23 protein-coding genes and 13 tRNA genes are annotated in these 24,437 nt (G+C 36.7%); 28 read left to right on the plus strand and 8 right to left on the minus strand.

Annotated features, from left to right (window positions below; genetic code table 11):
* Positions 1 to 19: 19 nt before the first annotated feature.
* The 3 genes from nirC to nirB all read right to left on the minus strand — a co-directional run bounded on the left by nirC (position 20) and on the right by nirB (position 3,830).
* Positions 20 to 826, minus strand: coding sequence for a nitrite transporter NirC (nirC, locus tag GLP24_RS03680; RefSeq protein WP_101768914.1), 807 nt, complete (start codon positions 824 to 826; stop codon positions 20 to 22).
* A gap of 113 nt (positions 827 to 939) precedes the next feature.
* Positions 940 to 1,266 carry a nitrite reductase small subunit NirD gene (gene nirD / locus GLP24_RS03685; RefSeq protein WP_101768915.1) on the minus strand — a complete coding sequence of 109 codons (327 nt, stop codon included), beginning with the start codon at positions 1,264 to 1,266 and terminating at the stop codon, positions 940 to 942.
* Entirely contained in the window at positions 1,263 to 3,830 is a 2,568-nt protein-coding gene (nirB, locus tag GLP24_RS03690) for a nitrite reductase large subunit NirB (RefSeq protein WP_232604643.1), read from the minus strand. The genes nirD and nirB overlap by 4 nt, the downstream gene beginning before the upstream one ends.
* Before the next feature lie 533 nt (positions 3,831 to 4,363).
* Here nirB and GLP24_RS03695 point away from each other — a divergent pair.
* The 19 genes from GLP24_RS03695 to GLP24_RS03785 all read left to right on the plus strand — a co-directional run bounded on the left by GLP24_RS03695 (position 4,364) and on the right by GLP24_RS03785 (position 10,635).
* Positions 4,364 to 4,437: transfer RNA gene (locus GLP24_RS03695), tRNA-Cys, on the plus strand.
* Between the two features lie 16 nt (positions 4,438 to 4,453).
* A tRNA-Gly gene (locus GLP24_RS03700) sits at positions 4,454 to 4,529 on the plus strand.
* 64 nt (positions 4,530 to 4,593) lie between these two features.
* Positions 4,594 to 4,680: transfer RNA gene (locus GLP24_RS03705), tRNA-Leu, on the plus strand.
* A gap of 54 nt (positions 4,681 to 4,734) precedes the next feature.
* Positions 4,735 to 4,808 (plus strand) — tRNA-Cys (locus GLP24_RS03710).
* Between the two features lie 20 nt (positions 4,809 to 4,828).
* Positions 4,829 to 4,904 (plus strand) — tRNA-Gly (locus GLP24_RS03715).
* A gap of 64 nt (positions 4,905 to 4,968) precedes the next feature.
* Positions 4,969 to 5,055 (plus strand) — tRNA-Leu (locus GLP24_RS03720).
* A 54-nt stretch (positions 5,056 to 5,109) separates the two neighbouring features.
* Positions 5,110 to 5,183: transfer RNA gene (locus GLP24_RS03725), tRNA-Cys, on the plus strand.
* 20 nt (positions 5,184 to 5,203) lie between these two features.
* A tRNA-Gly gene (locus GLP24_RS03730) sits at positions 5,204 to 5,279 on the plus strand.
* Between the two features lie 64 nt (positions 5,280 to 5,343).
* A tRNA-Leu gene (locus GLP24_RS03735) sits at positions 5,344 to 5,430 on the plus strand.
* Positions 5,431 to 5,567: 137 nt separating this feature from the next.
* A tRNA-Gly gene (locus GLP24_RS03740) sits at positions 5,568 to 5,643 on the plus strand.
* Between the two features lie 64 nt (positions 5,644 to 5,707).
* Positions 5,708 to 5,794, plus strand: a tRNA-Leu gene (locus GLP24_RS03745).
* A gap of 54 nt (positions 5,795 to 5,848) precedes the next feature.
* A tRNA-Cys gene (locus GLP24_RS03750) sits at positions 5,849 to 5,922 on the plus strand.
* Between the two features lie 19 nt (positions 5,923 to 5,941).
* Positions 5,942 to 6,026: transfer RNA gene (locus GLP24_RS03755), tRNA-Leu, on the plus strand.
* Positions 6,027 to 6,517: 491 nt separating this feature from the next.
* Positions 6,518 to 7,006 (plus strand): hypothetical protein, encoded by a 489-nt coding sequence (locus GLP24_RS03760; protein ID WP_101768917.1) that lies wholly within the window; start codon positions 6,518 to 6,520, stop codon positions 7,004 to 7,006.
* A gap of 3 nt (positions 7,007 to 7,009) precedes the next feature.
* On the plus strand, positions 7,010 to 7,576 hold the full coding sequence (locus tag GLP24_RS03765; protein WP_232602470.1) for a DUF5384 family protein: 567 nt from the start codon (positions 7,010 to 7,012) through the stop codon (positions 7,574 to 7,576).
* Between the two features lie 160 nt (positions 7,577 to 7,736).
* Positions 7,737 to 8,078: an ArsR/SmtB family transcription factor gene (locus tag GLP24_RS03770; protein WP_232615639.1), complete on the plus strand. Its 342-nt coding sequence runs from the start codon at positions 7,737 to 7,739 to the stop codon at positions 8,076 to 8,078.
* Between the two features lie 108 nt (positions 8,079 to 8,186).
* A complete protein-coding gene (gene arsB / locus GLP24_RS03775; RefSeq protein ID WP_101768920.1) occupies positions 8,187 to 9,242 on the plus strand; it encodes an ACR3 family arsenite efflux transporter in 1,056 nt (351 codons plus the stop codon).
* A 156-nt stretch (positions 9,243 to 9,398) separates the two neighbouring features.
* Complete coding sequence (locus GLP24_RS03780) at positions 9,399 to 9,896, plus strand: hypothetical protein (RefSeq protein WP_101768921.1); 498 nt, start codon at positions 9,399 to 9,401, stop codon at positions 9,894 to 9,896.
* A 226-nt stretch (positions 9,897 to 10,122) separates the two neighbouring features.
* Positions 10,123 to 10,635 carry an RNA methyltransferase gene (locus tag GLP24_RS03785; RefSeq protein WP_101768922.1) on the plus strand — a complete coding sequence of 171 codons (513 nt, stop codon included), beginning with the start codon at positions 10,123 to 10,125 and terminating at the stop codon, positions 10,633 to 10,635.
* A 70-nt stretch (positions 10,636 to 10,705) separates the two neighbouring features.
* Here the strand turns inward: GLP24_RS03785 and GLP24_RS03790 are convergent, their stop codons facing one another.
* Entirely contained in the window at positions 10,706 to 11,563 is an 858-nt protein-coding gene (locus GLP24_RS03790; protein ID WP_152652540.1) for a DMT family transporter, read from the minus strand.
* A 261-nt stretch (positions 11,564 to 11,824) separates the two neighbouring features.
* Here GLP24_RS03790 and GLP24_RS03795 point away from each other — a divergent pair, with 261 nt between their 5' ends.
* From GLP24_RS03795 to ald, 9 genes are all read left to right on the plus strand, one after another.
* Positions 11,825 to 12,433: a 2OG-Fe(II) oxygenase gene (locus GLP24_RS03795; RefSeq protein ID WP_101768924.1), complete on the plus strand. Its 609-nt coding sequence runs from the start codon at positions 11,825 to 11,827 to the stop codon at positions 12,431 to 12,433.
* A 92-nt stretch (positions 12,434 to 12,525) separates the two neighbouring features.
* The gene (locus GLP24_RS03800; protein ID WP_232615544.1) at positions 12,526 to 13,299 is read left to right on the plus strand and encodes a metalloregulator ArsR/SmtB family transcription factor; all 774 of its coding nucleotides are present in this window, start codon (positions 12,526 to 12,528) and stop codon (positions 13,297 to 13,299) included.
* A 29-nt stretch (positions 13,300 to 13,328) separates the two neighbouring features.
* A complete protein-coding gene (locus GLP24_RS03805; protein ID WP_232615545.1) occupies positions 13,329 to 13,511 on the plus strand; it encodes a protein-tyrosine phosphatase family protein in 183 nt (60 codons plus the stop codon).
* Positions 13,512 to 13,703: 192 nt separating this feature from the next.
* Positions 13,704 to 14,702 carry an ArsJ-associated glyceraldehyde-3-phosphate dehydrogenase gene (locus GLP24_RS03810; protein ID WP_232615546.1) on the plus strand — a complete coding sequence of 333 codons (999 nt, stop codon included), beginning with the start codon at positions 13,704 to 13,706 and terminating at the stop codon, positions 14,700 to 14,702.
* A 43-nt stretch (positions 14,703 to 14,745) separates the two neighbouring features.
* Positions 14,746 to 15,978, plus strand: coding sequence for an organoarsenical effux MFS transporter ArsJ (arsJ, locus tag GLP24_RS03815; protein ID WP_152652542.1), 1,233 nt, complete (start codon positions 14,746 to 14,748; stop codon positions 15,976 to 15,978).
* A 184-nt stretch (positions 15,979 to 16,162) separates the two neighbouring features.
* Positions 16,163 to 19,108: a bifunctional diguanylate cyclase/phosphodiesterase gene (locus GLP24_RS03820; RefSeq protein ID WP_232615547.1), complete on the plus strand. Its 2,946-nt coding sequence runs from the start codon at positions 16,163 to 16,165 to the stop codon at positions 19,106 to 19,108.
* A gap of 76 nt (positions 19,109 to 19,184) precedes the next feature.
* Positions 19,185 to 19,853 (plus strand): HAD family hydrolase, encoded by a 669-nt coding sequence (locus GLP24_RS03825; protein ID WP_232575475.1) that lies wholly within the window; start codon positions 19,185 to 19,187, stop codon positions 19,851 to 19,853.
* A gap of 75 nt (positions 19,854 to 19,928) precedes the next feature.
* The gene (locus tag GLP24_RS03830; RefSeq protein WP_036794193.1) at positions 19,929 to 20,195 is read left to right on the plus strand and encodes a hypothetical protein; all 267 of its coding nucleotides are present in this window, start codon (positions 19,929 to 19,931) and stop codon (positions 20,193 to 20,195) included.
* A gap of 193 nt (positions 20,196 to 20,388) precedes the next feature.
* Positions 20,389 to 21,498 carry an alanine dehydrogenase gene (ald, locus tag GLP24_RS03835; RefSeq protein ID WP_101768931.1) on the plus strand — a complete coding sequence of 370 codons (1,110 nt, stop codon included), beginning with the start codon at positions 20,389 to 20,391 and terminating at the stop codon, positions 21,496 to 21,498.
* On the opposite strand, the gene GLP24_RS03840 is transcribed toward ald, so the two are convergent.
* From GLP24_RS03840 to GLP24_RS03855, 4 genes are all read right to left on the minus strand, one after another.
* Positions 21,474 to 22,043 (minus strand): cysteine hydrolase family protein, encoded by a 570-nt coding sequence (locus GLP24_RS03840; protein WP_101768932.1) that lies wholly within the window; start codon positions 22,041 to 22,043, stop codon positions 21,474 to 21,476. The two genes, ald and GLP24_RS03840, sit on opposite strands and share 25 nt — an antisense overlap.
* A 19-nt stretch (positions 22,044 to 22,062) precedes the next feature.
* Positions 22,063 to 22,248, minus strand: a complete 186-nt coding sequence (locus GLP24_RS03845; RefSeq protein ID WP_232615548.1) for a hypothetical protein — start codon at positions 22,246 to 22,248, stop codon at positions 22,063 to 22,065.
* Between the two features lie 49 nt (positions 22,249 to 22,297).
* The gene (locus GLP24_RS03850; RefSeq protein WP_101768933.1) at positions 22,298 to 22,936 is read right to left on the minus strand and encodes a murein L,D-transpeptidase catalytic domain family protein; all 639 of its coding nucleotides are present in this window, start codon (positions 22,934 to 22,936) and stop codon (positions 22,298 to 22,300) included.
* Positions 22,937 to 23,758: 822 nt separating this feature from the next.
* Entirely contained in the window at positions 23,759 to 24,391 is a 633-nt protein-coding gene (locus GLP24_RS03855) for a YccT family protein (RefSeq protein ID WP_101768934.1), read from the minus strand.
* Positions 24,392 to 24,437: the final 46 nt, after the last annotated feature.

Consider the following 24,437-nt stretch of genomic DNA (forward strand, 5'->3'; position numbering starts at 1 on the left):
GGTATGATTACACTATTTTTTATTGTGGTTGGGTATCAGTTGTAGCGGATTTAATTATTGGACGTTGTGTTTTTGATGTTGTAAACCAATAGCCAAGTCCCATAAATACCACCCCAGAAATAGTATTACCGATAGTTACCCATAGTAAGTTATGACCAATTCCTGCAAGCGTAAATGCTTCTTTATGAACGCCAAACCAAGATAGAGCAAAGATTGTCATATTTGCAATTGAGTGCTCATAACCTGAAGCGATAAAGGCTAATAAACACCACCAAATAGCAATGAATTTCGCAGAGCCTTCAACCCGCTGACACATCCAAATAGCTAAACAAACAAGCCAATTACAAAGAATACCTTTAAATACTAACACTGAAGCGGGTGCGGCCGTTTTTGCCATCGCGACATTGTTTAATAAGCTATTGCCGTCATTTAACAGATGACCACCGCCAGCATAGAAGAAAAGTAATGCGACGCCTACAGATCCTAAGAGGTTACCCATCCATGTTTGAGGCAATACCTTTAGCATGTCTGTGACGGTGATTTGACCTGTTTTTACACCAAAAGTTAAAAACATAGTGTGTCCAGTGTAAAGTTCAGATCCTGCAATAATCACTAAGACTAAAGCGATACCAAATGTAGCACCCATAACGAGGGGTCTAATACTGGGATCAACCATATTACCGAGAGTGAAAATTAAAATAATGGCTAAACCAACGTAAGCGCCAGCCATGGCAGAGCTTATCCAAAAGCCTAGTTTCTCGTTTTGTGCAAATTTAACAATACGAGCCGCATTGGCGGAGCATTTTTTGATTGTATCAGCGTACATACATTTTCCTTGTAGAAATTAAAACTGTTTGTCATAAGCTAATAATGAAGTGTTTATATTAACTTATGGCAAAAAGAGTTTGGCAATATATGCCAAACTCATTACTGCTTTAATTACAAGCGAACCTGTACTTGACCTTGGTGAACTTGAATCTGATAACACGTAATTTTAATATCAGGTTGTTCTAAACAATGACCATCAACTAATGAAAAACGTTGTTTCTTTAATGGACTCGCGATCCATAGTTGATCCTGATGTTGGCAAATAATCCCACGAGAGAGGACATTTGATTGTGCAAAAGGGTCTTTATTATTGAGGGCAAATAGTTGCTCACTATTATAGGGACGGAAAATCGCCACTTGTTGATCGCCAACTAATGCGCAAACACCGGTGCCGGGAATTAAATCATCAAGATTGCAGACAGAAATCCACTGACTCATGCTTTTTCCTCCAATGAAATAATAAAGGTTGTATTTTGTTCATGACTGATTGCTTTTTCATCAGCAGTCGCTGGACGATGCTGTTCGCGTGTAGGAACAAAAACAACGTTGTCATCATGCTTAGAACTATTAATGAAATGTGCAAAGCGCTTTAATTGTTGCTCATTGCTGAGTGTGGCTTGCCATTCACAGTGATAAGTTGCAATCAATCGTTCTGCGTCAGCTTCAAGCTGTTGGTTTAGGCCTAATTTATCATTGATGATGACGTCTTTAAGGTAATCAACGCCACCGTCTAAGCTTGTTAACCATGTTGAGGTACGTTGTAGCTTGTCGGCAGTACGGATATAGAACATCAAGTAGCGATCGATATATTTAATTAAGGTTGCAGTATCAAGATCTGCCGCAAATAAGTCGGCATGACGTGGTTTCATACCGCCATTACCGCCAACATACATATTCCAACCCGCATCTGTAGCAATAATACCTAAATCTTTACCTTGAGCTTCAGCACATTCACGAGTACAACCAGACACGCCGAACTTCATCTTATGAGGAGTACGAATACCTTTATAACGGTTCTCAAGTTGGACGCCTAAACCGACACTGTCTTGCACGCCAAAACGACACCAAGTGCTACCAACACATGTTTTTGCCATGCGGAGTGCTTTGGCATAGGCTTGACCTGTTTCAAATCCGGCATCAATCAGACGTTGCCAAATTTGTGGTAAATCGTCTTTATGAGCACCAAATAAACCAATACGCTGTGCGCCAGTTACCTTGGTGTAAAGTTTATAGTCACTTGCAACTTGGGCTAATGCTAATAATCCCGCTGGTGTCACTTCACCGCCAGCCATACGTGGAATAACAGAATAGGTGCCATCTTTTTGCATGTTGCCAAGGAAAATATCATTGGTGTCTTGGAGTGGTGTATTTTGAGGTGTGAGTGCGTATTCATTCCAACATGAAGCAAGGATTGAACCGATTGTTGGTTTACAGACTTCACAGCCGTAACCTTTACCATATTTAGCCAGTAACGCCTCAAATGACGTAATTTCTTCTATACGAATAAGGTGTAAGAGTTCTTGGCGAGAATATTCAAAGTGCTCACAAAGGTGATTTTTAACTTCAACGCCGGCTTTCGCAAGTTCAGCATTAAGAACTTGGGTTATTAATGGTAAGCAACCGCCACAGCCTGTACCTGCTTTTGTTACTGCTTTAATCTCACCTAGCGTTGTATAACCATCAGCGACAGCTGCCGCAATTTTACCTTTAGTAACATCAAAACATGAACAAATGACAGCACTATCAGGTAATGAATCAGCACCCATTGCCGGTTTTTCTGCACCCGCATGAGCTGGAAGAATTAGAGAGTCAGGATTTTCAGGTAATTCAATATTGTTCAATTTAAGCTGTAATAAATTACCATAATCAGCGGTATCACCGACCAACACGGCACCTAAAAGCTGTTTTCCGTCTTCTGAAACAATAATACGTTTATAAACATCTTGCTGTTCGTTAAGGTAAACATAGCTTTTACTGTTGGGAGTACGACCATTCGCATCACCAATACTGCCAACTTTTACGCCTAATAATTTTAATTTGGCGCTCATGTCAGCACCTTCAAAAGCATGCGACTCACCCAATAAGTGACCAACTGCAATTTGAGCCATTTTATAACCAGGGGCAACTAAGCCAAAGAACATGTTGTTCCATGAAGCACACTCACCAATGGCATAAATATCACTATCGGATGTTTGGCAGTGATTGTTAATCGCAATACCACCACGATTACCTAACCCTAAACCACATTGTTGAGCGAGTTTATCTTGGGGACGAATACCAGTAGAAAAGACAATAAAGTCGACTTCAAGTGAAGTACCATCAGCAAATGCTAATGTATTGCGAGCATGTTCACCTTGGGCAATAATCTCTTGAGTATTTTTACCTGTATGAACCACAACACCGAGTTGTTCGATTTTTTTTCGAAGTTGTGCGCCACCATGGGGATCCAATTGTTCAGCCATCAGTACTGGGGCAAACTCAATAACATGAGTATCCACCCCTAATGCTTTTAGTGCACCAGCGGCTTCTAATCCAAGTAATCCGCCACCAACGACAACACCACTTTTACTGTGTTTAGCGGTTGCTTCAATCGCTTTAAGATCTTCAATGGTGCGATAAACAAAACAGTCTTTTGAATCATTGCCTTTAATTGATGGCACCCAAGGGTATGATCCTGTTGCCATGATCAGTTTATCGTAATGAACTTCACGACCACTGTTTGAGTAAATGAGTTTTTGATCTCGGTTAATGGTGATGGCACGTTCGCCTAATAGGACCTTAACATCATGCTTTTGATAAAAACCTTGCTTAACGAGCGAGAGTTCTTCAGCGGTGTGGTGAGAGAAATAAGATGAAAGATGAACCCTATCATAGGCTACACGTGGTTCTTCACAAAAGACCGTAATATCATAGTTATCCATGTTAGCTTTATCGATAAGCTCTTCGATATAGCGGTGACCAACCATACCGTTACCAATAATCGCTATTTTGACTTTACTCATAAATCCTCTTAACAATATTGTGAATTACAATAATCTTATTGAGTGTTAGTCAGAATAAATATGATATAAATCAAATACAACTTTAAATAACCCTAAAGAGGTATACTTTAAAATCAAATAATTAGCGGTAACAATTAACGCTTATTGATGAAGATCTTACTGTAGAAGAAGGTGTGGTTTCCGATGTAATACTTTAGGTGAAAAGTTATTGACTATTTTATTTGTAATATTGTTAATGTGTGAATAACAATATGAAATTTAAGTGAACGTAAAGTAAATCTCAGTGCCTAGTTATAACAAAGGAATGACAGCTAACAAAAGATGATAATCTTTTAATTTAGAATGGTTATTTTGATGCGGGTGGTTTTTGATCAGAAATGGGCTGATTTTTAGGTGGATGTAACGGAAAATGACCACTTAAATAAAAAGTCATAATTTTTCGTTGACTCAGCCCGTAAAATCAGTAAATTACATCACATACCTCAGCGGGGTGACTCACTGAGGTTAGTACGGAATATAATTCTTTACGATATGGCGCGTTGGCAGAGTGGCTATGCATCGGATTGCAAATCCGCGTACCTCGGTTCGACTCCGGGACGCGCCTCCATTCTCTTTGAGAATATGCGACACTAGCTCAGTTGGTAGAGCGCAACCTTGCCAAGGTTGAGGTCATCGGTTCGAACCCGATGTGTCGCTCCAAATTAAAGAATACGGCTTAGGCGGTATTTACAGATGGTGTCTTACCCATCGCAAGAAATTGCGTGCCCTGGTGGTGGAATTGGTAGACACAAGGGATTTAAAATCCCTCGGCGTTCGCGCTGTGCCGGTTCAAGTCCGGCCCGGGGCACCATCTATTACGTTGTTAAGTAATTAATAACAGGCTAGGGTAATTCCTAGTAACGTTGGCGCGTTGGCAGAGTGGCTATGCAGCGGATTGCAAATCCGTGTACCTCGGTTCGACTCCGGGACGCGCCTCCATTCTCTTTTGAGAATAAAATGCGACACTAGCTCAGTTGGTAGAGCGCAACCTTGCCAAGGTTGAGGTCATCGGTTCGAACCCGATGTGTCGCTCCAAATTAAAGAATACGGCTTAGGCGGTATTTACAGATGGTGTCTTACCCATCGCAAGAAATTGCGTGCCCTGGTGGTGGAATTGGTAGACACAAGGGATTTAAAATCCCTCGGCGTTCGCGCTGTGCCGGTTCAAGTCCGGCCCGGGGCACCATCTATTACGTTGTTGAGCAATTAACAACAGGCTAGGGGAATTCCTAGTAACGTTGGCGCGTTGGCAGAGTGGCTATGCAGCGGATTGCAAATCCGTGTACCTCGGTTCGACTCCGGGACGCGCCTCCATTCTCTTTTGAGAATAAAATGCGACACTAGCTCAGTTGGTAGAGCGCAACCTTGCCAAGGTTGAGGTCATCGGTTCGAACCCGATGTGTCGCTCCAAATTAAAGAATACGGCTTAGGCGGTATTTACAGATGGTGTCTTACCCATCGCAAGAAATTGCGTGCCCTGGTGGTGGAATTGGTAGACACAAGGGATTTAAAATCCCTCGGCGTTCGCGCTGTGCCGGTTCAAGTCCGGCCCGGGGCACCATCTATTACGTTGTTAAGCAATTAACAACAGGCTAGGAAATCCTAGTAATATTGGCGTATTGGTAGAGTAGCTATGTAGTGGGTTACAAGTCTGCGTACCTCTTCAGAATACACCTCTATTCTCTTTGAGAATAAAATGCGACACTAGCTCAGTTGGTAGAGCGCAACCTTGCCAAGGTTGAGGTCATCGGTTCGAACCCGATGTGTCGCTCCAAATTAAAGAATACGGCTTAGGCAGTATTTACAGATGGTGTCTTACCCATCGCAAGAAATTGCGTGCCCTGGTGGTGGAATTGGTAGACACAAGGGATTTAAAATCCCTCGGCGTTCGCGCTGTGCCGGTTCAAGTCCGGCCCGGGGCACCATCTATTACGTTGTTAAACAATTAACAACAGGCTAGGAGAATTCCTAGTAACGTTGGCGCGTTGGCAGAGTGGTTATGCAGCGGATTGCAAATCCGTGTACCTCGGTTCGACTCCGGGACGCGCCTCCATTCTCTTTATGAGAATAAAGCCCGAGTGGTGAAATTGGTATACACGACGGATTCAAAATCCGTTTCCTTCGGGAGTGTCGGTTCAAGTCCGACCTCGGGCACCAATTCAAATAATAAAGCCTCAGCTCACGCTGGGGCTTTGTTGTTTCTAGCCTAATCAAAAACGTAGCCCTGTCTTTTTCTGGTCAACTTCCTGTCCTATTCTGTTAAAACCCCTTAGTAAAACGGCTGTTCCTGCTGATATCCGGTCATGTTGAAAATCCATAGCCGATTACTGTCCTGCAAATTCCAACATAATCTTGTGTATTCAAGTGTCTCTCGTTAAAAATAAGCGTTTATGAAATTTTTATTTTATTATCACATTATGAGACATAGCGAATAAGGTCGGGGATATATAGTTTATTGTAGGGATTTGTTTAATGTCGTTCATATTATAAATATATATGCAGTTATTCTTTTTATATAAACTCAAAAAATATTAAAATACGAGCAATATGCCTTTTGGGTATTAACAAATATATAAATTAGGCGCAATATACCAACACTAGGTGCTTTGTTTTATAGCAACTGTTTGCGTTTAATTATGGTGTGAGAAATGAAAAAAATAATCGCTTTATCTTTATTATCGGCTGTTATTCTAAGTGGTTGCGGAGTAACAGGGGAACAATATAAAGCATCAACTTATCAAGTTAGTGCCTTGAATCAAAAACAAGAAGCAAAAACTATCAACATTATAGCTGTTACTCCAGCAAAGGTGCAGGTTGATAATAAAGAAGCTAAAAAAGACGTGGCTGCGGTTGGGGGATTTTTAGGTAGTATTGCTGGAGCGTTTATTGGCAATAATCAGGGAGAAACACTTGTAGGTGGTGTCTTGGGGGGGGTCACAGGAGGTGCTAGTAGTATGCTTGTTTCCGATAAAGTAATGGTCGATGCTGTTTCTTTAACATATTCTGAAAATAATAAAATTTATACGTCGACTCAAGTAGGGCAAGCTTGCGAGTTTAAACCCGGTGTTGCTTTAGTTATATCAACTCAAGCTAATGAGACTCGAGTTCAGCCTAACTCAGTATGTAAGGAAAGTTAAGCTATGAAGAAAGTGATAATATTTCTTTGCACATTTTGTATTTTACCTTTTTCAATGGCTAATGCTGATACATTACAATCTCAATTATCTGCAATTCATCAAGCAGAAAGTATTGGGATTTCAAATATAAAAGCAGAACAAATACGGCAGGATAAAATAGAAGCAAAACACCGAGCTAAATTGGCTCGTATTGTTTCTCAAAAAAGAAAGCAAGCAGAACAATCGGCGAGATTAAGACATAAAAAGGCACTAGAAAAGCAAAAACGATTAGATGCTCTGCATCAAGAAAAGGTAGCTGAACGTTTAGCGGATAAATATCGAGATCAAGAATATCAAGATAAATTACGAGATCTTGAGTTTAAAAGTAAAATGATAGCTATTCAAAAAGAATCAGCAAGAGCAGCTAGAGAAAATGATTTTATTGATGTAGAACTTAACAGACAAAAAGCCAAAACTGATATATTGCAATCTGAAGCTGATGCTACAAGAAATGTATCAAAAGGCACTCAAAATTTGATGGAGTCAGAAGGTCGAGCTAAAGAAGATGCTAATAGTGGTTGGTTCAATTAAGTTCGTTCTAATTATTGGTGAAATATTATTCTTATTTAAGTAATTAATGCCTCAATTGAAAGATTGAGGCTTTTTATTCGCCTTATCTAAAAATTGATAATTGCACTGTTCTTCAATATGAAGTATCGTTAATCGACGATTAACGAGATGGTGTGATAAAATAATGACCAAATGTCCTGATTCTTGCCAAATATCTTTTGCGGCAACAGATCAACAACTAAAGACAGAACAAACATTAGCAGCACAAGCTAAAGTATTATCACATCCTGCACGTTTGCGTATTCTTCACATTCTTCATACCTTAGATGCGATGGATAGCTGTTTAAACAGTGATCTAGTGTCTGAGTTAGGATTAGCGCAATCAACAGTTTCTGAGCATTTACGGATACTAAAACAAGCTAATTTTATTAAAGCTGAACCAAACCCACCTAAAGTGTGTTACCGCATTAACCGTGAAGCACTAAATACATTTAACGCTAAATTTTCAGATTTCTTGTCTTAATATTTTATTAAGTACTTTATAGACAAGATTGGATTTTTTCATAACAATTAATCGTCATTCGACGATTAACGATTAATTGTTGTAAATAATAAATATTGGAAGGTTACTATGACAACAAAGGTTTTAAATAGCCCAAATAATAAAATGCAGTTTCTTGATCGTTACTTAACGGTATGGATTTTTGCTGCAATGATCATTGGGGTGGGGATCGGCGCTATTTTTCCTGAAGTGTCTCAGTGGAATCAAGCGATGTCGGTTGGAACAACCAATGTTCCGTTGGCGATTGGTTTGATTTTAATGATGTATCCTCCTCTTGCAAAAGTAAATTATGGATTAATGGGAAAAGTAACCAAAGATAAACAAGCCCTTACGTTATCTTTGGTTATGAATTGGATTGTTGGCCCTATTTTAATGTTTGTTTTAGCATTAACCTTCCTTGGTGATCATCCCGGTTACATGGTGGGGATTATTCTTATCGGCTTGGCTCGTTGTATTGCGATGGTATTAGTCTGGAATGATATTGGAGGCGGTAATAAAGAGTATGGCGCTACATTGGTTGCATTAAACAGCGCATTTCAAATTCTGACTTACAGTGTTATGGCGTGGTTGTTTATTACGGTATTACCACCACTATTTGGTTATCAAGGTTTTGCTATTAATATATCTATTATAGATATTGCAGAAAGTGTTCTTATTTATCTTGGTATTCCTTTCCTTGCGGGTTTTATTAGTCGTAAATGGTTGGTCGCTAAAAAAGGAGATCAATGGTACAACGAGGTGTTTATTCCACATATTTCACCTATTACGTTAATTGCATTACTCGCTACGATTGTGCTGATGTTTAGCCTTAAAGGCGATATGATTTTAGCCTTACCAATGGATGTTTTCCGTGTTGCTGTGCCACTGGTTATTTACTTTGTTCTAATGTTTTTTATTAGCTTTTTTGTTGGTAAGAAAATGGGTATTCCTTATGACAAGAATGCCTCTATTGCTTTTACAGCCACAGGCAACAATTTTGAATTAGCGATTGCAGTGTCTATCTCAGTGTTTGGATTGAGTTCAGATCAAGCATTCGCAGGGGTAATTGGTCCTTTAGTTGAAGTGCCAGTGTTAATTGCTTTGGTTAATGTCGCGCTTAGAATGAAACAAAAATACTATCCGTAATTCTTTTAAATCAAGGTGTATATTAAAACAATGAATAGAGAAGAATTAGAGTGTTTATTACTGGATTTTATAATTTGTGTTGCAGATAAAATGTAATCCAGTATAACCATTATCTACTTGATAAATTTATTTATACTAAACATTAGGATTGCAAGCATGCTAGATCATGTCGTAACAACCTACACCCGATCTATATTTGATGATGATCTTGAAGATGGTTCTATTGATGATTTTTCAGAAGAATCAGCATTGGTAATGGACGTCTCTTCTGAGCGAGCGGATACATTAGCGATGCTGATTGAAAAAGGGATAGCGCTTACTGATGGGGGCTATCATTTGATCGATGATGAAAATCGAATAGGGTATCGTGCGACCGTTGATTTGAAAGATGCCAGTATCATTCGTTTTAATTTAGTACACATCACATCTGAAGACTCACGTCATTTAAATGCCTATGATATTGAAGTGATCGCTGCTGCTGATGATAATAAAGTGTATATATCCACAATGCCATATATGCCATTTTTTACTACTATTCTTGATATGTATAATGGCGATGAAGCGCAAAAGATAGATGCATCGATACAGCAAGCCATTGAAGATTTATCGTTAGGTTGGTTATGTCATCATTTAGCGGATAATAACGTAAATTAATTCTTATTGATTATAGTGATTATCGACGTTGAGTTAATTTTTTAGTATAGAATTTCAACAGCGATTATTTAAAGAAGAAGCTTCATTCAAAAGAGTGAGGCTTTTTTGCTTATGGGTCTGACGGTAACGTTAAGTTTGGTTACTTCTTTCTGCAAAGTTACTATTTTAGTATAATGACATCTTTATTTATATTTGTTGTTAATCTAAACAATAAGGTATTCCTGACATGAAAGATGCATCAGTAATCATTGGATTAAGTAATCCTAAAAGTCCAACCAATATCGGTGCTGTACTCAGAGCTGCTGGTTGTTATAAAGCAGATGCTGTTATTTATACGGGAACCCGTTACGATAAAGCCGCAAAATTTCAGACAGATACTAAGAAAATGGCACAGACAATTCCATTATCTGGTGTTGAATCTATGCTTGATAATTTGCCGAAAGATATGAAGATTGTTTGTGTTGATTTTGCTGAGGGAGCAACATTATTGCCTCATTTTCAGCATCCAGACAAAGCGATTTATATTTTTGGTCCTGAAGATGGTTCCATTTCACAAGACGTAGCAAACAGAGCCGACCATGTTGTTTATGTACCCACGGTTGGTTGTATGAACTTAGCAGCATCCGTTAATGTTGTTTTATATGACCGTCTTGCTAAACAAGAAAATATTATCCAGAGTGATGAACATATTCGCCAAAATCGTGATAATAAAAATAATTTACGTGTAAGCGCTAAATAATATTTAACATGATTGATGGATTATCGCCGTTGTAAATACGAACGGCGGTAATTTTATTAGGTGTTATATTTTACGCAGATTGTTTAAGATCCCACACAGTATAAAGCCCTAATGTAATTAATATTATAGCTCCGCCTAAAATATCGTTTATTGATGGTTGCTCGCCAATCACTAAAAATACGTATAGTGGGCCTAATAGAATTTCCATTAGCAAAATTAAGCTTGTTTGAGCGGCTGGAATATAGGCTGCAGATTTTGAAATACACAGATAAGAGCCGGGTACAACAATACCACCTAATACCAATAAATATAACATTTGGAGATGGGATAACGAAAAGGGTTGAGCACCTTTAATATAAGCGAACACCGCAATCATAAAGCCAGCTATAATCAGAATATTAGCGGCTTGTTCCCCTTTCGTTTTACGCATGGCGACTAAATAGATAGCGGTTGCTAATGCCGTAACCAATGCTAATACATTGCCTACCCATTGACCGCCAGCTGGCGCAAACGCAAAGATAATCCAAATACCACTGGTAGCGATACCAATAGCAAGTAATGTTGGCCATTTCAGTTTCTCTTTTAAGATTAAAAAACCTAAAATAGCGGTAAAAAACGGTGCGGTATTGATAATAACAAGGGTACTTGCTACTTGAGTATAATGTAGCGATTCAATAAAGCAGACGGTTGAAGCTGCAAAAATAAATCCTAAGCCTAAAAGAGATAAAGATGGGTGTGAGATTTCAGTTATAAATTTCTTACGATTATAAAATAGTTGAACAATCACCAATACGATACATTGAAACGCACCACGCCAAAAAAGTACATTCCATGCAGTAGAATTTGATAGTTTAACGAATAAACTATCAAAGCTTAATATCATTATGCCAATAAAAGCCAATAATAATCCGTGTTTTTTATCGCTCATAACAACGATTTCCCATACATTTAAATCAGTAAATTAATGTTTTTATCAAAATTATTTATTTAATACGTGATGAGTATTTAATAAATATTATGTCTATGTGGCATTAGTCACTATTTGATTAGATTAATCAACTACTGAATCTAATATTGTATACGTCATTGTTAATTTGAGTAGAAAATTTCATAGTTATGATGATTTTTATGATTTGTCGTAAAGTGTGTCTGCCCTTATAACGTTTTTTTATTTAATATTGGAACGACTATGAACAACGGCAAGCTTATTGATGCATTATTTACCCAAGGGTGGTTTGTTTGGGATGATTTCTTAACTCAAGATAAAGTCAGTGAACTGAAAGCCTGTATTCCCGCAGATTGGAGTCAAGCAGGGATCGGTCGTAATGAGACATATCTGACTAAAAAAGCAATTAGAAGTGATAAAATTCAGTGGTTATCTTCAGATATGGGGCCACCAGTTACTGATTTTTTACAGCAAATGAATGATATTCGAGTCGAAGTAAATCGTCATTTTTTCTTGGGTTTATTTGAATATGAAGCACATTTTTCCAAATATGAACAAGGTGACTTTTATCAAAAGCATTTAGATTGTTTTCGTGGTCAAGAGAACCGTAAATTAACAACGGTCTTTTATTTAAATGATGATTGGCAGCCAGGACATGGTGGTTGTCTTAAAATGTATGATCTCGACGATAATGAATTAGCAACATTAGATCCAAAAGCAGGCAGATTAGTCGTTTTTTTATCTGAACTGTTTCCGCATGAAGTACTTCCCGTGACACAACAACGATTTAGTATTGCTGGTTGGTTTAGAACCAATGGCGTCAGTGGTCATCAATTAGATATAGCTCGTTAGAATTCAAAGATATATTTTTTATTACTTGAACTTGTCATATATGTTTTATCGTATATTCTAATGTTTCAATGATAATTAATAAGGTTTTTACTGTGAAACGTATTTTGTTTCTTTGTACCGGTAACTCTGCACGATCGCAACTTGCTGAAGCATTAATGCGTCATATGTGTCGAGACAGTGAAACCGCAATTGGTCAATTTGAAATTATGAGTGCAGGAATGGCGCCAGAAAGCGTTGATTCACGAGTTTATGAAGTACTCAATTATCATCATATTAATTCCGATAATTTAACCAGTGTATTGGCATCGAGTTTACAACATCGACATTTCGATGTCGTGATAACGTTGTGTGATAAAGCCAGTAAAGAATGTGCTCTTTTCCCTGATTCTGACGCATTAATACATTGGGATTTTAAAGATCCTAAGCCAGAGTCCGGCTCTCAAGGTTTCTATGATGTCTTTGATGGTTTAAAAGCCAAGATCGCGTTATTTTTAATGCTTAATGGTGATAATCAATCTGACACTATTGGTGCGGTTGAGTTATTTAAAATAATGAGTGATCCATTACGATTACGTATTTTAATGTTAATTCATGATGAAGTCGTTTTATCTGTAGGGGATTTGACGAAAGCGTTACAGGTTAGCCAACCGAAAGTTTCTCGTCATTTAGCCTTATTACGTGATAGTGGTGTATTACAAGATCAACGTGAAGGGGTGTGGATTTTTTATCATTTCTCTTCCGATTTACCAGTATGGATCCGCCATACATTTGATACGGTACGTAATGGTCAACCTGCATTGATTAATCAAGAAAAAATACGTTTAAGTGCAATAAAAAACAGGAAGAAACCACCATCAATTTATTAATGCTATAGCAGAATAGGAATTGTTACTTTATGGATAATCTACATCCTGTTTGGACATTATCATTAAATGAAGCAGCCTCTACCAAAGGTGGCTTATTATTAACACTATGCCCTGGAACAAAAGGGGTTAATACGATAACGAGCTTGCGTCAATTAAAAGCGGCGGGAGCAACGGTAGTGTTAACTGCGTTAGAATATAAAGCCGTGGAATGATGACGCTAAGTACTAATTACTATCAATAATAATTTATTACGAAACCTCGCAGATGCGGGGTTTTTTGTTATTGAAGCTTGTTGAACGTATTTTAGGCAAAAAAGGTTTATTTCTTTTCTTGTGGCTGATATATTTGATTTTCCATATATATGGATATTCGTATATTTATTATTAACAAGGTAAGGAAGAATCATGACTATTAAAGTAGGGATTAATGGATTTGGTCGTATTGGCCGCTTAGTATTACGTGGTGCATTTGACTGGCCTGAGATTGAATTTGTCTTAATTAATGATGTTGCAGGTGATGTTAATACCTTGTCCCATTTACTTGAATTTGATTCGATTCAAGGGCGTTGGGGACATGCTGTGACTGTTGATAATGGCAAAATGATGATTAATGGTCATGCAATTCGTTATTGTCAGCAACAACAGATTGCTGATGTCGATTGGTCTGGTTGTGATGTTGTATTAGAAGCCACAGGTGTTCACCGTGATACTCAATACCTTAATCAATATTTACAGCAAGGCGTAAAGCGGGTAGTGGTTTCTGCGCCAGTAAAAGCCGAGGGAGTATTAAATATTGTGGTCGGGGTTAACGATCATTTATTTGATGCTAAAAAACACCGTATTGTTACTGCCGCATCTTGTACTACCAATTGTATTGCGCCCGTTGTTAAAGTGATCCACGAACATCTTGGTATCAAGCAAGCATCGTTTACTACTATCCATAATTTAACCAATACACAAACTATCCTAGATGCGCCGCATAAAGATCTTCGTCGTGCTCGTGCATGTGGTATGAGTTTAATTCCAACAACAACGGGTTCAGCTAAAGCCATTGTGGAAATCTTTCCAGAGTTAGCTGGGAAAATTGATGGTCATGCGGTGCGTGTACCATTGGCAAACGCATCATTGACGGATATTATTTTTGATGTTGAGCGTGATACTTCTATTGATGAAGTTAATCAATTATTGAAAGCTGCATCAGAAACGGAACTGAGTGGTATTTTAGGCTTTGAGGCCCGCCCATTGGTGTCGATTGACTATCGCGGTGATCAACGATCAACTATTATTGATGCGCTATCAACCATGGTTGTAAATCATCGTATGGTAAAAATTTATGCGTGGTATGACAATGAAATGGGTTATGCCACACGGACAGCAGAATTAATTCGTAAAGTTGGTTGTTAATCAGCTAATAATAAAAAGTGATAATAAGTTAGAGAGTATTTTTATGTTAGCAAAGCTGAGCCAGTTACCCAATGATGTACGCCAATATATGTTGGTGACATTTAATTATTGGAATTTCACTCTAACGGATGGCGCATTAAGAATGTTGGTGGTTTTACATTTCCACCAACTGGGTTATAGCCCGTTAGAGATTGCCTCATTATTTTTATTTTATGAATTTTTTGGCGTGGTAACGAATTTAATTGGTGGCTGGCTTGGTGCGCGGGTGGGTTTAAATAAGACCATGAATATTGGTTTGTTTATGCAGGTTGTCGCATTGTTAATGTTGGCTGTACCTTCCGCAAATCTTACTGTTATATGGGTAATGTTTGCCCAAGCGTTATCAGGTATTGCTAAAGACTTAAATAAGATGAGTGCTAAAAGTGCGATTAAAACACTCGTTCCAAATGATCAGCAAGGTGCATTATATAAATGGATCGCACTGTTAACAGGTTCAAAAAATGCACTTAAAGGTGTCGGCTTTTTCTTAGGAGGGGCGTTACTGGCATTGATTGGTTTTCAAGGTGCAGTTATTGCGATGGCTGGAGTGCTTGCCGTCGTATTTATATGTAGCCTATTGTGGCTTGATAAAGATCTTGGCAAGGCAAAGAGTAAGGTAAAATTCAGTCAGATTTTCTCAAAAAGTAGAAGTATAAATATACTGTCTGCGGCCAGAATGTTTCTTTTTGGTGCGCGTGATGTTTGGTTTGTGATTGCATTACCATTATATTTGGGGCAAGTTTTTGGCTGGGATTATATATTGGTTGGTGGTTTTTTAGCGTTGTGGGTCATTGGTTATGGCTTGGTTCAGAGTATTGCCCCAAGAATTACCGGTAAAACGGAAGGCATAGTACCCGATGGTCGAGTTGCATTTGGATGGGCAATGATACTGGCTGTGGTTACGGGAGTGATAGCTATTGCATTGCAATTTAATTGGTATCCGCAATTAATTATTATTATTGGTCTAATGATCTTTGGTGCTATTTTTGCGATTAATTCCTCATTACATTCTTATTTAATAGTAAGTTATGCTAAAGGTGATGGTGTAAGTTTAGATGTTGGTTTTTATTATATGGCTAACGCCATGGGGCGTTTAATCGGAACATTGCTTTCAGGCATGATATATCAATTATATGGTTTAGCGATGTGTTTATGGATAGCATTTATTTTTATTATGATGACAACAATTATATCATTATGGTTACCTCGTCACAGTACAACAACGGCGTCTATTTAATCTAATTGTGTTATTGTTTTTAGTGATAAAGTGATATTCACCTGAAAGATATTAAATAAAGTTTATTATCAATACTTACTTCCTTTAATTATGCTATAACATGCGCTATATTAAGTAGTTATTATTTTTCCAGTATTAAAGATAATTATTTTTCCAGATATATTGTTTAGGCTACTGATTACTTATGGTTACAACACTAAAAGCATTAAAACGAAACAGTTATGGTGGCGAGTTCATACAAGAAGTACTGCATACTGTTTATAAAACATTAAAACCCACACATTGTTATATTGCTTATTTTGATCAAAAGCATCACAAAGCGACATCTTTAGCTTATTCTATTAATGATCGTTTTTCGAACACCGTATTTACATATTTAATCAATAATTCTCTTTGTGAAAAGATGATATCTTCTGGAAAACCTTACTATTTTTCTAATAATATCTCACAGATCTACCCATTCAATCAGATAATCACTTCTTATTCATTACAACATTATCTCGGCATACCTATCTTTTCTGAGAGCAGTGAAGTTGTGGGTGTTATTGGATGTTTATTTGAACATCCTTATTTTTTTTCTGAAGAACGGTATGGCGAATGGTGCCAAGTTCTTGGTGATATTCTTGGTTCTGATGTGCAATATTTAGCAGTGCTATCAGAACAAAAAAAACTACTTTGTGAAATGGAAGAATACCAGCAAGAAGCTCAGCTTGGTAATTTTCAAGTAGATATAGCAACGGGTAGTGCCTATTGGAGTAAAGAAATTTATCGAATATTCCAATGTGAAATTGATAGTTTTACACCTAATGAAACAACGACGAATCAATATATTCATCCTGATGATCGTACCCGTATTCTTGAACTAAGACGTGATATGCTAGATAGCAATAGCATGAGTTATAATGTTATTTATCGTATTGTTTTAGCAGAAGGTGAAAATAAATACTTACGTGAGCATTGTCATATATTGCGTGACATTAATGGGACTGCCACATTAATTAAAGGTATTGTACAAGACATTACCGAATTTTATTACCTTTCAAATAAATTAGATCAAGCATCAGATAAATTAAGCGTAACATATAACGCAGTTACTGAAGGTCTATGGGAATATAATTTAGAAACACAAGTATTATTAACATCACCTAAATTTTGGGATATTTTAGGTATTAATGAAACCCCTGTTAATAATATATATGATTGGGTTATGATGATTCACAACGATGACCGTTTAGCGGTTATTGAATGTTTTTCAAGTTTACGTAATGGTGATACAACCTCAATTGATGTTGAATTTAGATTAAAATCAGGAAGTAATGACAAAAATTGTCGTTGGTTTAATTGTAAAGGTAATATTATTGAATCCAATAGTATTAATTGTTACAACCGCATTGTCGGTATATTAATTGATATAACCGATGCTGTTGTGGCAGAGCAGCAATTAACCCTTGCTAAAACAGTTTTGGATAATACGTCTGAATGTATTGTGATAACCGATAAAGATAATAATATAATTTCAGTTAATAAAGCCTTTGAAAAAGTAACAGGCTATTGTCATGCTGATATTATTGGTGAAAATCCACGTATATTAGCATCCGGTTATCATAATACTGCTTTTTATAAACAAATGTGGCATAGCCTTGAAACAACAGGAACATGGCAAGGGCAATTAAATAACCGCCGTAGTGATGGTATTGTTTATCCTGAAGAAATGACGATTAATAAAATTGAAGATGATCATAATGCTGTTAATTATGTTGGTGTTTTTCATGATATTAGTTCTCGAAAGCAAACTGAAAAGAAATTAAAACTATTAGCAAATAATGACACCTTGACAGGGTTAATGAATCGCCGTCATTTTATTGAAAAAGTAGAAAAATACATCGCACAAATTGATGACGTATCAACTAATAAATTATCGACATCAATGTGTTCACTTTTATTTATTGATCTTGATGATTTTAAGATTTTTAATGATCTTTATGGTCATGATTTTGGGGATACAGTTTTACAAAAAGTAGCTGATATTCTTAGAACGACACTTTGTGAGTACAGTGTTGTTTGTCGTTATGGTGGCGATGAATATGCCGTCTTAATTAAAGAGCAAGATGTTAATTATGCTCAAAGGATTGCCAATAGATTGGTAAGTATTATGTCACAACCGATTCAATGTAATGGTATTGATATAAATTTAACTATTAGTATTGGTATATCATCATATCCTGAAAGTGGTACGACACATCAAGCTTTACTTAAGAATGCTGATTATGCCATGTATGAACAGAAGTGGTTAGGGCGTAATGGTGTCTGTGTTTATGATCAACAATTACAACATGAATATATCCGTAAATTAAAATTACGCGATAAATTAAAGCATGCTATTAATGCTCAAAAGATAATCGTCCATTATCAGCCTATTGTTGATAATAAAACCGGTAACGTATGTAAATTTGAAGCACTAGCGCGTTGGCATGATGATCAAGAGGGTTTCATCTCTCCAGGGGTCTTTATTCCTATTGCTGAACGCTACGGTTTAATTGGTATGTTAGGTCAATTAGTTTTTGAAAAAGCGTGTGCTGATTTAGATCGTATTCATCGCAGTGGTTTTACCGATGTTGTTTTTTCAATTAACCACTCAGTGAAAGAATTCTCACAGCATAATCAAGAATATATTTTTGAAACGATCAATAACTATAACTTACCCTATAGCGCGATAATGATTGAAATTACTGAATCAACAGCCCTTGATGACGGTAAGAATATTATTGATATTCTTGCGGCATTTAGATCACGCGGTATTGCTATTTCATTAGATGATTTTGGCACGGGTTATTCGTCATTAGCAGCCATTATTGATATTAAACCCGATATTATTAAGATTGATCGAAGCTTTATTGTTAATATTGAACACAGTAAAGAGAGTCAAATGTTAGTTTCATTAGTTATCGATCTTAGTCGTAAATTAAAGGTTGAGGTTGTTGCTGAAGGTGTTGAAACACAAGCGCAATTGGATATTTTATCTGAGATGTCGTGTCATTATATTCAAGGTTTCTACTATAGCCCAGCAGTAGCGATTGATGATGCGATTACGATACTTAAAGCACGTAATAGTGCTAGTGGTGTGAGATGAATAGCGAGCTGTTATTTGTAAAAGTAGGATGTTATAAAAGCAGTTCTTTTATATAGAAATTATTATTTGGTAAACAATGCAAACTCTTTTTTTTGATTTTGATGGTACGTTAGTTGATTCTGAAACGTTTCACGCTAACAATTGGAGTGACTATTTAGCGACATATGGTGTTACGTTAACGGCAGAAGATTTTATTGAATATTATGCTGGGGTTACGTGGCCAAAGATAGCGAAACATTTTATAGATAGTTATCAACTTAATGTAGATATCGTCACTATTACGACTGAAATGGAAGCATTGACTGATACCAAAATTCGTCAGCAAGGGATCCCTGCCTTACCTGGTGTTGATGCCGTGCTTCACGCTTTTTCTGGTAAAGTACCAATGGCGGTTGTGACAGGAGCGCCTCGAGATTACGTTGAAGGTGTCTTAAAATTACATGGCTGGCTAGATTTATTTGATCAAGTATTCAGTGGTTATGAAGTTGCAAATAATAAACCGTCACCTGATGTTTATTTACATGCTTGCCAAGCAATGAAGGTTCAACCTTATCAAGTTGTTGCGATAGAAGATAGCCGTACGGGTTTACAATCAGCAAAAAATGCCGATATTTGTTGTCTATTGATTAATGGACATTCTTCATTAACAGCAATTAATGCTGATCATTCATTTGTTTCAATGGTTGAGGCAAAACCATTACTAGATGCGTTATTTAAAGATAAATTATCGTCTGCAGCTGTGTGAAATAAGCAATTATCTTGCAGTAACAATACGCTATGTTAAATTATGCACGATTGAAATAACTTAGATAGGTTTATGATGGAAAACGAAGAAATCATGACGGGTGACATGTTGGTTGAAACTGTTGAAAATCAGCTAGCTGACGGTAATCCATTAGTCGTGAAAGAAACATTGATGCGTTTAATGATGACAGGTACTGCACGTGATGAAGCGGTGCAGATGATTGCTTGTGCATTATCTATCGAAGTTTTTGATGTAATGAAAAATGACGGTAAGTTTGATTTAAAACGTTATCGTGAAAATCTTGTCGCTTTACCTGATATGCCTTGGGAAGATGACATCTAATTTATATCGGAAGTGATAAAAAACCGTGATATTTTATCACGGTTTTTTTTTGCTTGTTTTTTGTGAATTATTGTTTGATTTGCTATTGATCATTAGTTTAAACGTGAGTTGTTAGCGGGAAAATAGTAGGAAATATCTATTATTATTAACTATTGTCTATATATGACGAGTGTTGATAGACAAGGGTACAATGATGAAAATTGGTATTCCTAAAGAGATCAAGATTCATGAATATCGCGTTGGTATGGTACCTGCTTCAGTAAAAGAAGCAATATTACATGGTCATACTGTTTATGTCGAAACACAGGCAGGAGAGGGGATTGGTTACACTGATGAGGATTATATTGCGGTTGGCGCACAAATTGTAATATCAGCCCAAGCTGTGTTTGAACAAGCCGATATGATAGTAAAAGTAAAAGAACCTCAACGGCAAGAGCGGAGATTATTACGTAAAGATCAAATATTGTTTACTTATCTTCATTTGGCTCCAGATAGAGAACAGACAGAAGATTTAATTAATAGTGGAGCCGTATGCATCGCTTATGAAACAGTAACTGATGACAATGGACAATTACCATTATTAGCACCTATGTCAGAAGTGGCTGGCAGAATGGCATTACAAGCAGGTGCTTTTGCTCTTGAAAAATCACGAGGTGGTCGAGGGGTTTTATTAGCTGGAGTACCTGGTGTCGCACCTGCCAATGTGGTAATTATTGGTGGTGGTGTAGTGGGCATGAATGCAGCTCAGATGGCAGTAGGCTTACGTGCTAATGTGGTGATTATTGACCGAAATGTAGAAGTATTGCGCCGCCTTGACCGTTTATTTTCTGGGGCTGTGACCTGCATTTATTCAACCAGTGATGCTATTGAAAAATATGTTATTGCTGCAGATCTTGTGATTGGTTGTGTGCTCGTTGCTGGTGCACAAGCGCCAAAACTTGTCACAAAGGATATGATTCGACGCATGAAAGCCGGGGCTGCGATTGTTGATGTCGCAATAGATCAAGGTGGCTGTATTGAAACATCATATCCAACCACCCATGATAACCCGACTTATATTGTTGATGATGTTGTGCATTATTGTGTTGCTAATATGCCAGGTGCTGTAGCGAAAACATCAACATTTGCACTTAATAATGCGACGTTACCTTATATTCTACAATTAGCTGATCTTGGTTATAAAACTGCATTCTCTACCAATAAACATTTACTCAATGGCTTAAATGTTTATCACGGTCAAGTCACGAACTATAGTGTTGCTCAAGCATTAGGTTATCCTTATATATCAAGTGTTTTTACTTGATGTAAGGTAGCTATTCTTGACAACATTGCCAAAGAACGTTGATGCTCTTGTTCTGTTGCTGACGTACAAGCATCACTGATAATATGGACACAGTAATCACGATCATGGGCATCTCTAACGGCGGATTGAATTGCCCAGCAAGTACTTACGCCACAAAAGTAAACATCAGTTATTGTATTGGCACGTAGGACACTATCAAGTGCCGTATTATAGAAAGGGTTTACGCGTGATTTTGTGATTACCATATCGTGTTTAGTTACATTTAAATCAGGGTGAAACTCAGTGCCCCATTGGCCTAATTCTAACGCTCGGTATTGTTGTGCTTTGCCAAACATTGGTGATTGGTGAGGTAATTCAAGATAACTAGGCTGAAAACCAACTTTGACAAAAATACACGGTATATTATTTTCTTTGGCCCATTGAATCGCGATATTTGTATTATGGATGATATGGTGGGTACTGACTTGTTCAGCACAGCTTGGTATTTTCCCTTTTATATCAACAATGTCATTAATTAAATCTATAATAACTAATGCCTTTTTCATAATTTTACCTTTTGGTTGGTTATTTTTTTGCTAATGCTAATGCTAATGCTAATGCTAATGCTAATGCTAATGCTAATGCTAATGCTAATGCTAATGCTAATGCTAATGCTAATGCTAATGCTAATGCTAATGCTAATGCTAATGCTAATGCTAATGAGCATACAATCAAATATTGAGTTTGAATATTATGAAATCTTAGATACAAAAAAAGCTTTTAGTTCTTCAACTAAAAGCTTTTTATTAGAAGAGGTAGATTATTTAGCGTAAGCAAAAATAACACTACCGCCTTTAATTGTATCAATAATCTTTTTGGTCAAATAGGTTGGTATAGCCGGACAGCCCCAACTGCGACCAAGGTAACCATTATGCTTTATAAATGATTCTGAAACATATTTGGCACCGTGAATAACAATAAAGCGTTTTAATGCATTATCATTTTCACCACGTGTTAACCCATTAAGTTTTAATGAATAACCATTACCACCATTGTATGTACCTTCGGTTAAAAATGTACCTAATGATGTTTTATGTGAATTAACACGGTTAGAGAAATCATCAGCCATTAAACGACCACTATTTTCGCCATGTGACACATAAGTACGGTAAAGTAATTTATTCGATTTTAAATCAATGACATAAAATCTTTTTTCAGTAGATGGCATACTGTAATCAATAATGGTTAATAAAGATTTCTTTTTCCCACGGGTTTTATTGTAAGCAATAAATGCTTTTTTGAACACGCTGTAATCAATCTTGCCTTTTAAATCCGCTTTTTGGTAGACATAATCTGCGACAATGTCTGCATTCTTACGTTCAGTATGGAGAACATGCGCAGATGCATTTAATGGTAAAAGGCATACCATTAATAGAAATAGGTAAATAACTTTTTTCATTTAATTCGTTCTATTCTTAAATAGGTTGCAAAGTTGGTTAGCAATTAAGCGAGGGTGTACTTTATCATAAATAAGAAAAAAAAAAGGAGATATTAAATAATAGAGCAGTGATAATTAAACGGTTTTAAATAAGATAGTTGTTGAATTAATGATTAATTTAATCATGGATAACAATAGCTTATTAATATGAACATCATTTAATTAAGTGCAGCATGTTTGATTAATATGAAGCTAAAAAAAGCTGTGTAATTAAGCGAGAAGTGGTTATAACTATTTGTTTTTAATTGATATTTATATCTTACAATCTGAATTTTAAATATTTAGAATATATTTAAAATAATAATGTAGAGGGTGAGTTAAGAGTGATTCAGCGAGAGAGAATATCAACCAAAACAAATAAACATGAATATAAGATGAAGAAAAATAAATAATAACTATTTATATTGTCTAATATAAAGGACAGTATCGATACTATTCATCATATTGCGCTACTTTATTAGTTACATATTATAAATTTCACTTCAACTACTATCACCACCGCCATTTAGATCACCGATATGATCACTATGACCATGACCTAATGAAAGGACTGCTAAGTCATCACCAGATTGACATTTTGTTGAGCCCAAATGGCTTTGGTTATGATGGTACCCATTTGGTATTAAATGACATCGAACAAAATAGGAAAAGAGAAGCCATATTCTTGATTATAAGTAGTAACGTTCACTTCCCTTATTTTTAATTGTAGATATGAAAAATAAAGGAAGGAAGGGTAAATAATCAATCAGTACTTAGTGATACCAGATTTACTATTAAATAGAATTACTTATTAATACTTGCTTTGAAGTGTTGCTGTGTCGTTGTATCTGCCTTGTTATACCAATAATTCAACATTTTAGTGACATAAGCTTGATCAATCTTCTCTTCTTTTTTGGTTGAGCTTACTGGTAGTTGTACGGGTTGTATTTCATTAGCCATAACGATTGAAGGTAGTGCTGCAGGTGCTTCACTTAAATTATATTGTGTGATTTCTTGTTGGAAATTACGTCCAATTTGAATACCATTTTTAATTAATAAACCATCTTTAAATGGTATTTCACTACCATCAGCAGATAACAAAGACATCATTGGATGGTTGTTGAATTTCTGCGCTTGATATGCACTTGAAATATTAGGCAGTTGTAATGTATATGCAATATCACTGCCTGAAAAAGTCATTATTACAACTTCAGAGCGAAATAAGTGAGTGTCGCCATTTTCACGGTAATTTTTATTATAACGAAAAGCGATTTGGTTGTTACCGTTATTCAATATTTGAGGTGCATTACCTTCAGCATTTACGCCATTGACGAGAACCAGTTCAGCAGATTGGGGTAGGTTAAGTGTTACATCGGCAAATGATGAGAAGCTGATGCTACACGCCGCTAAAGAGAGTAGGGCTGTACGTAGTTTCATGTCGATTCCTTTAAGTGTGTAAGATGAATAATCTGTATTAGGCATA

This window comes from Photobacterium carnosum (genome assembly GCF_021236965.1).
Classification (GTDB): Bacteria; Pseudomonadota; Gammaproteobacteria; order Enterobacterales; family Vibrionaceae; genus Photobacterium; species Photobacterium carnosum.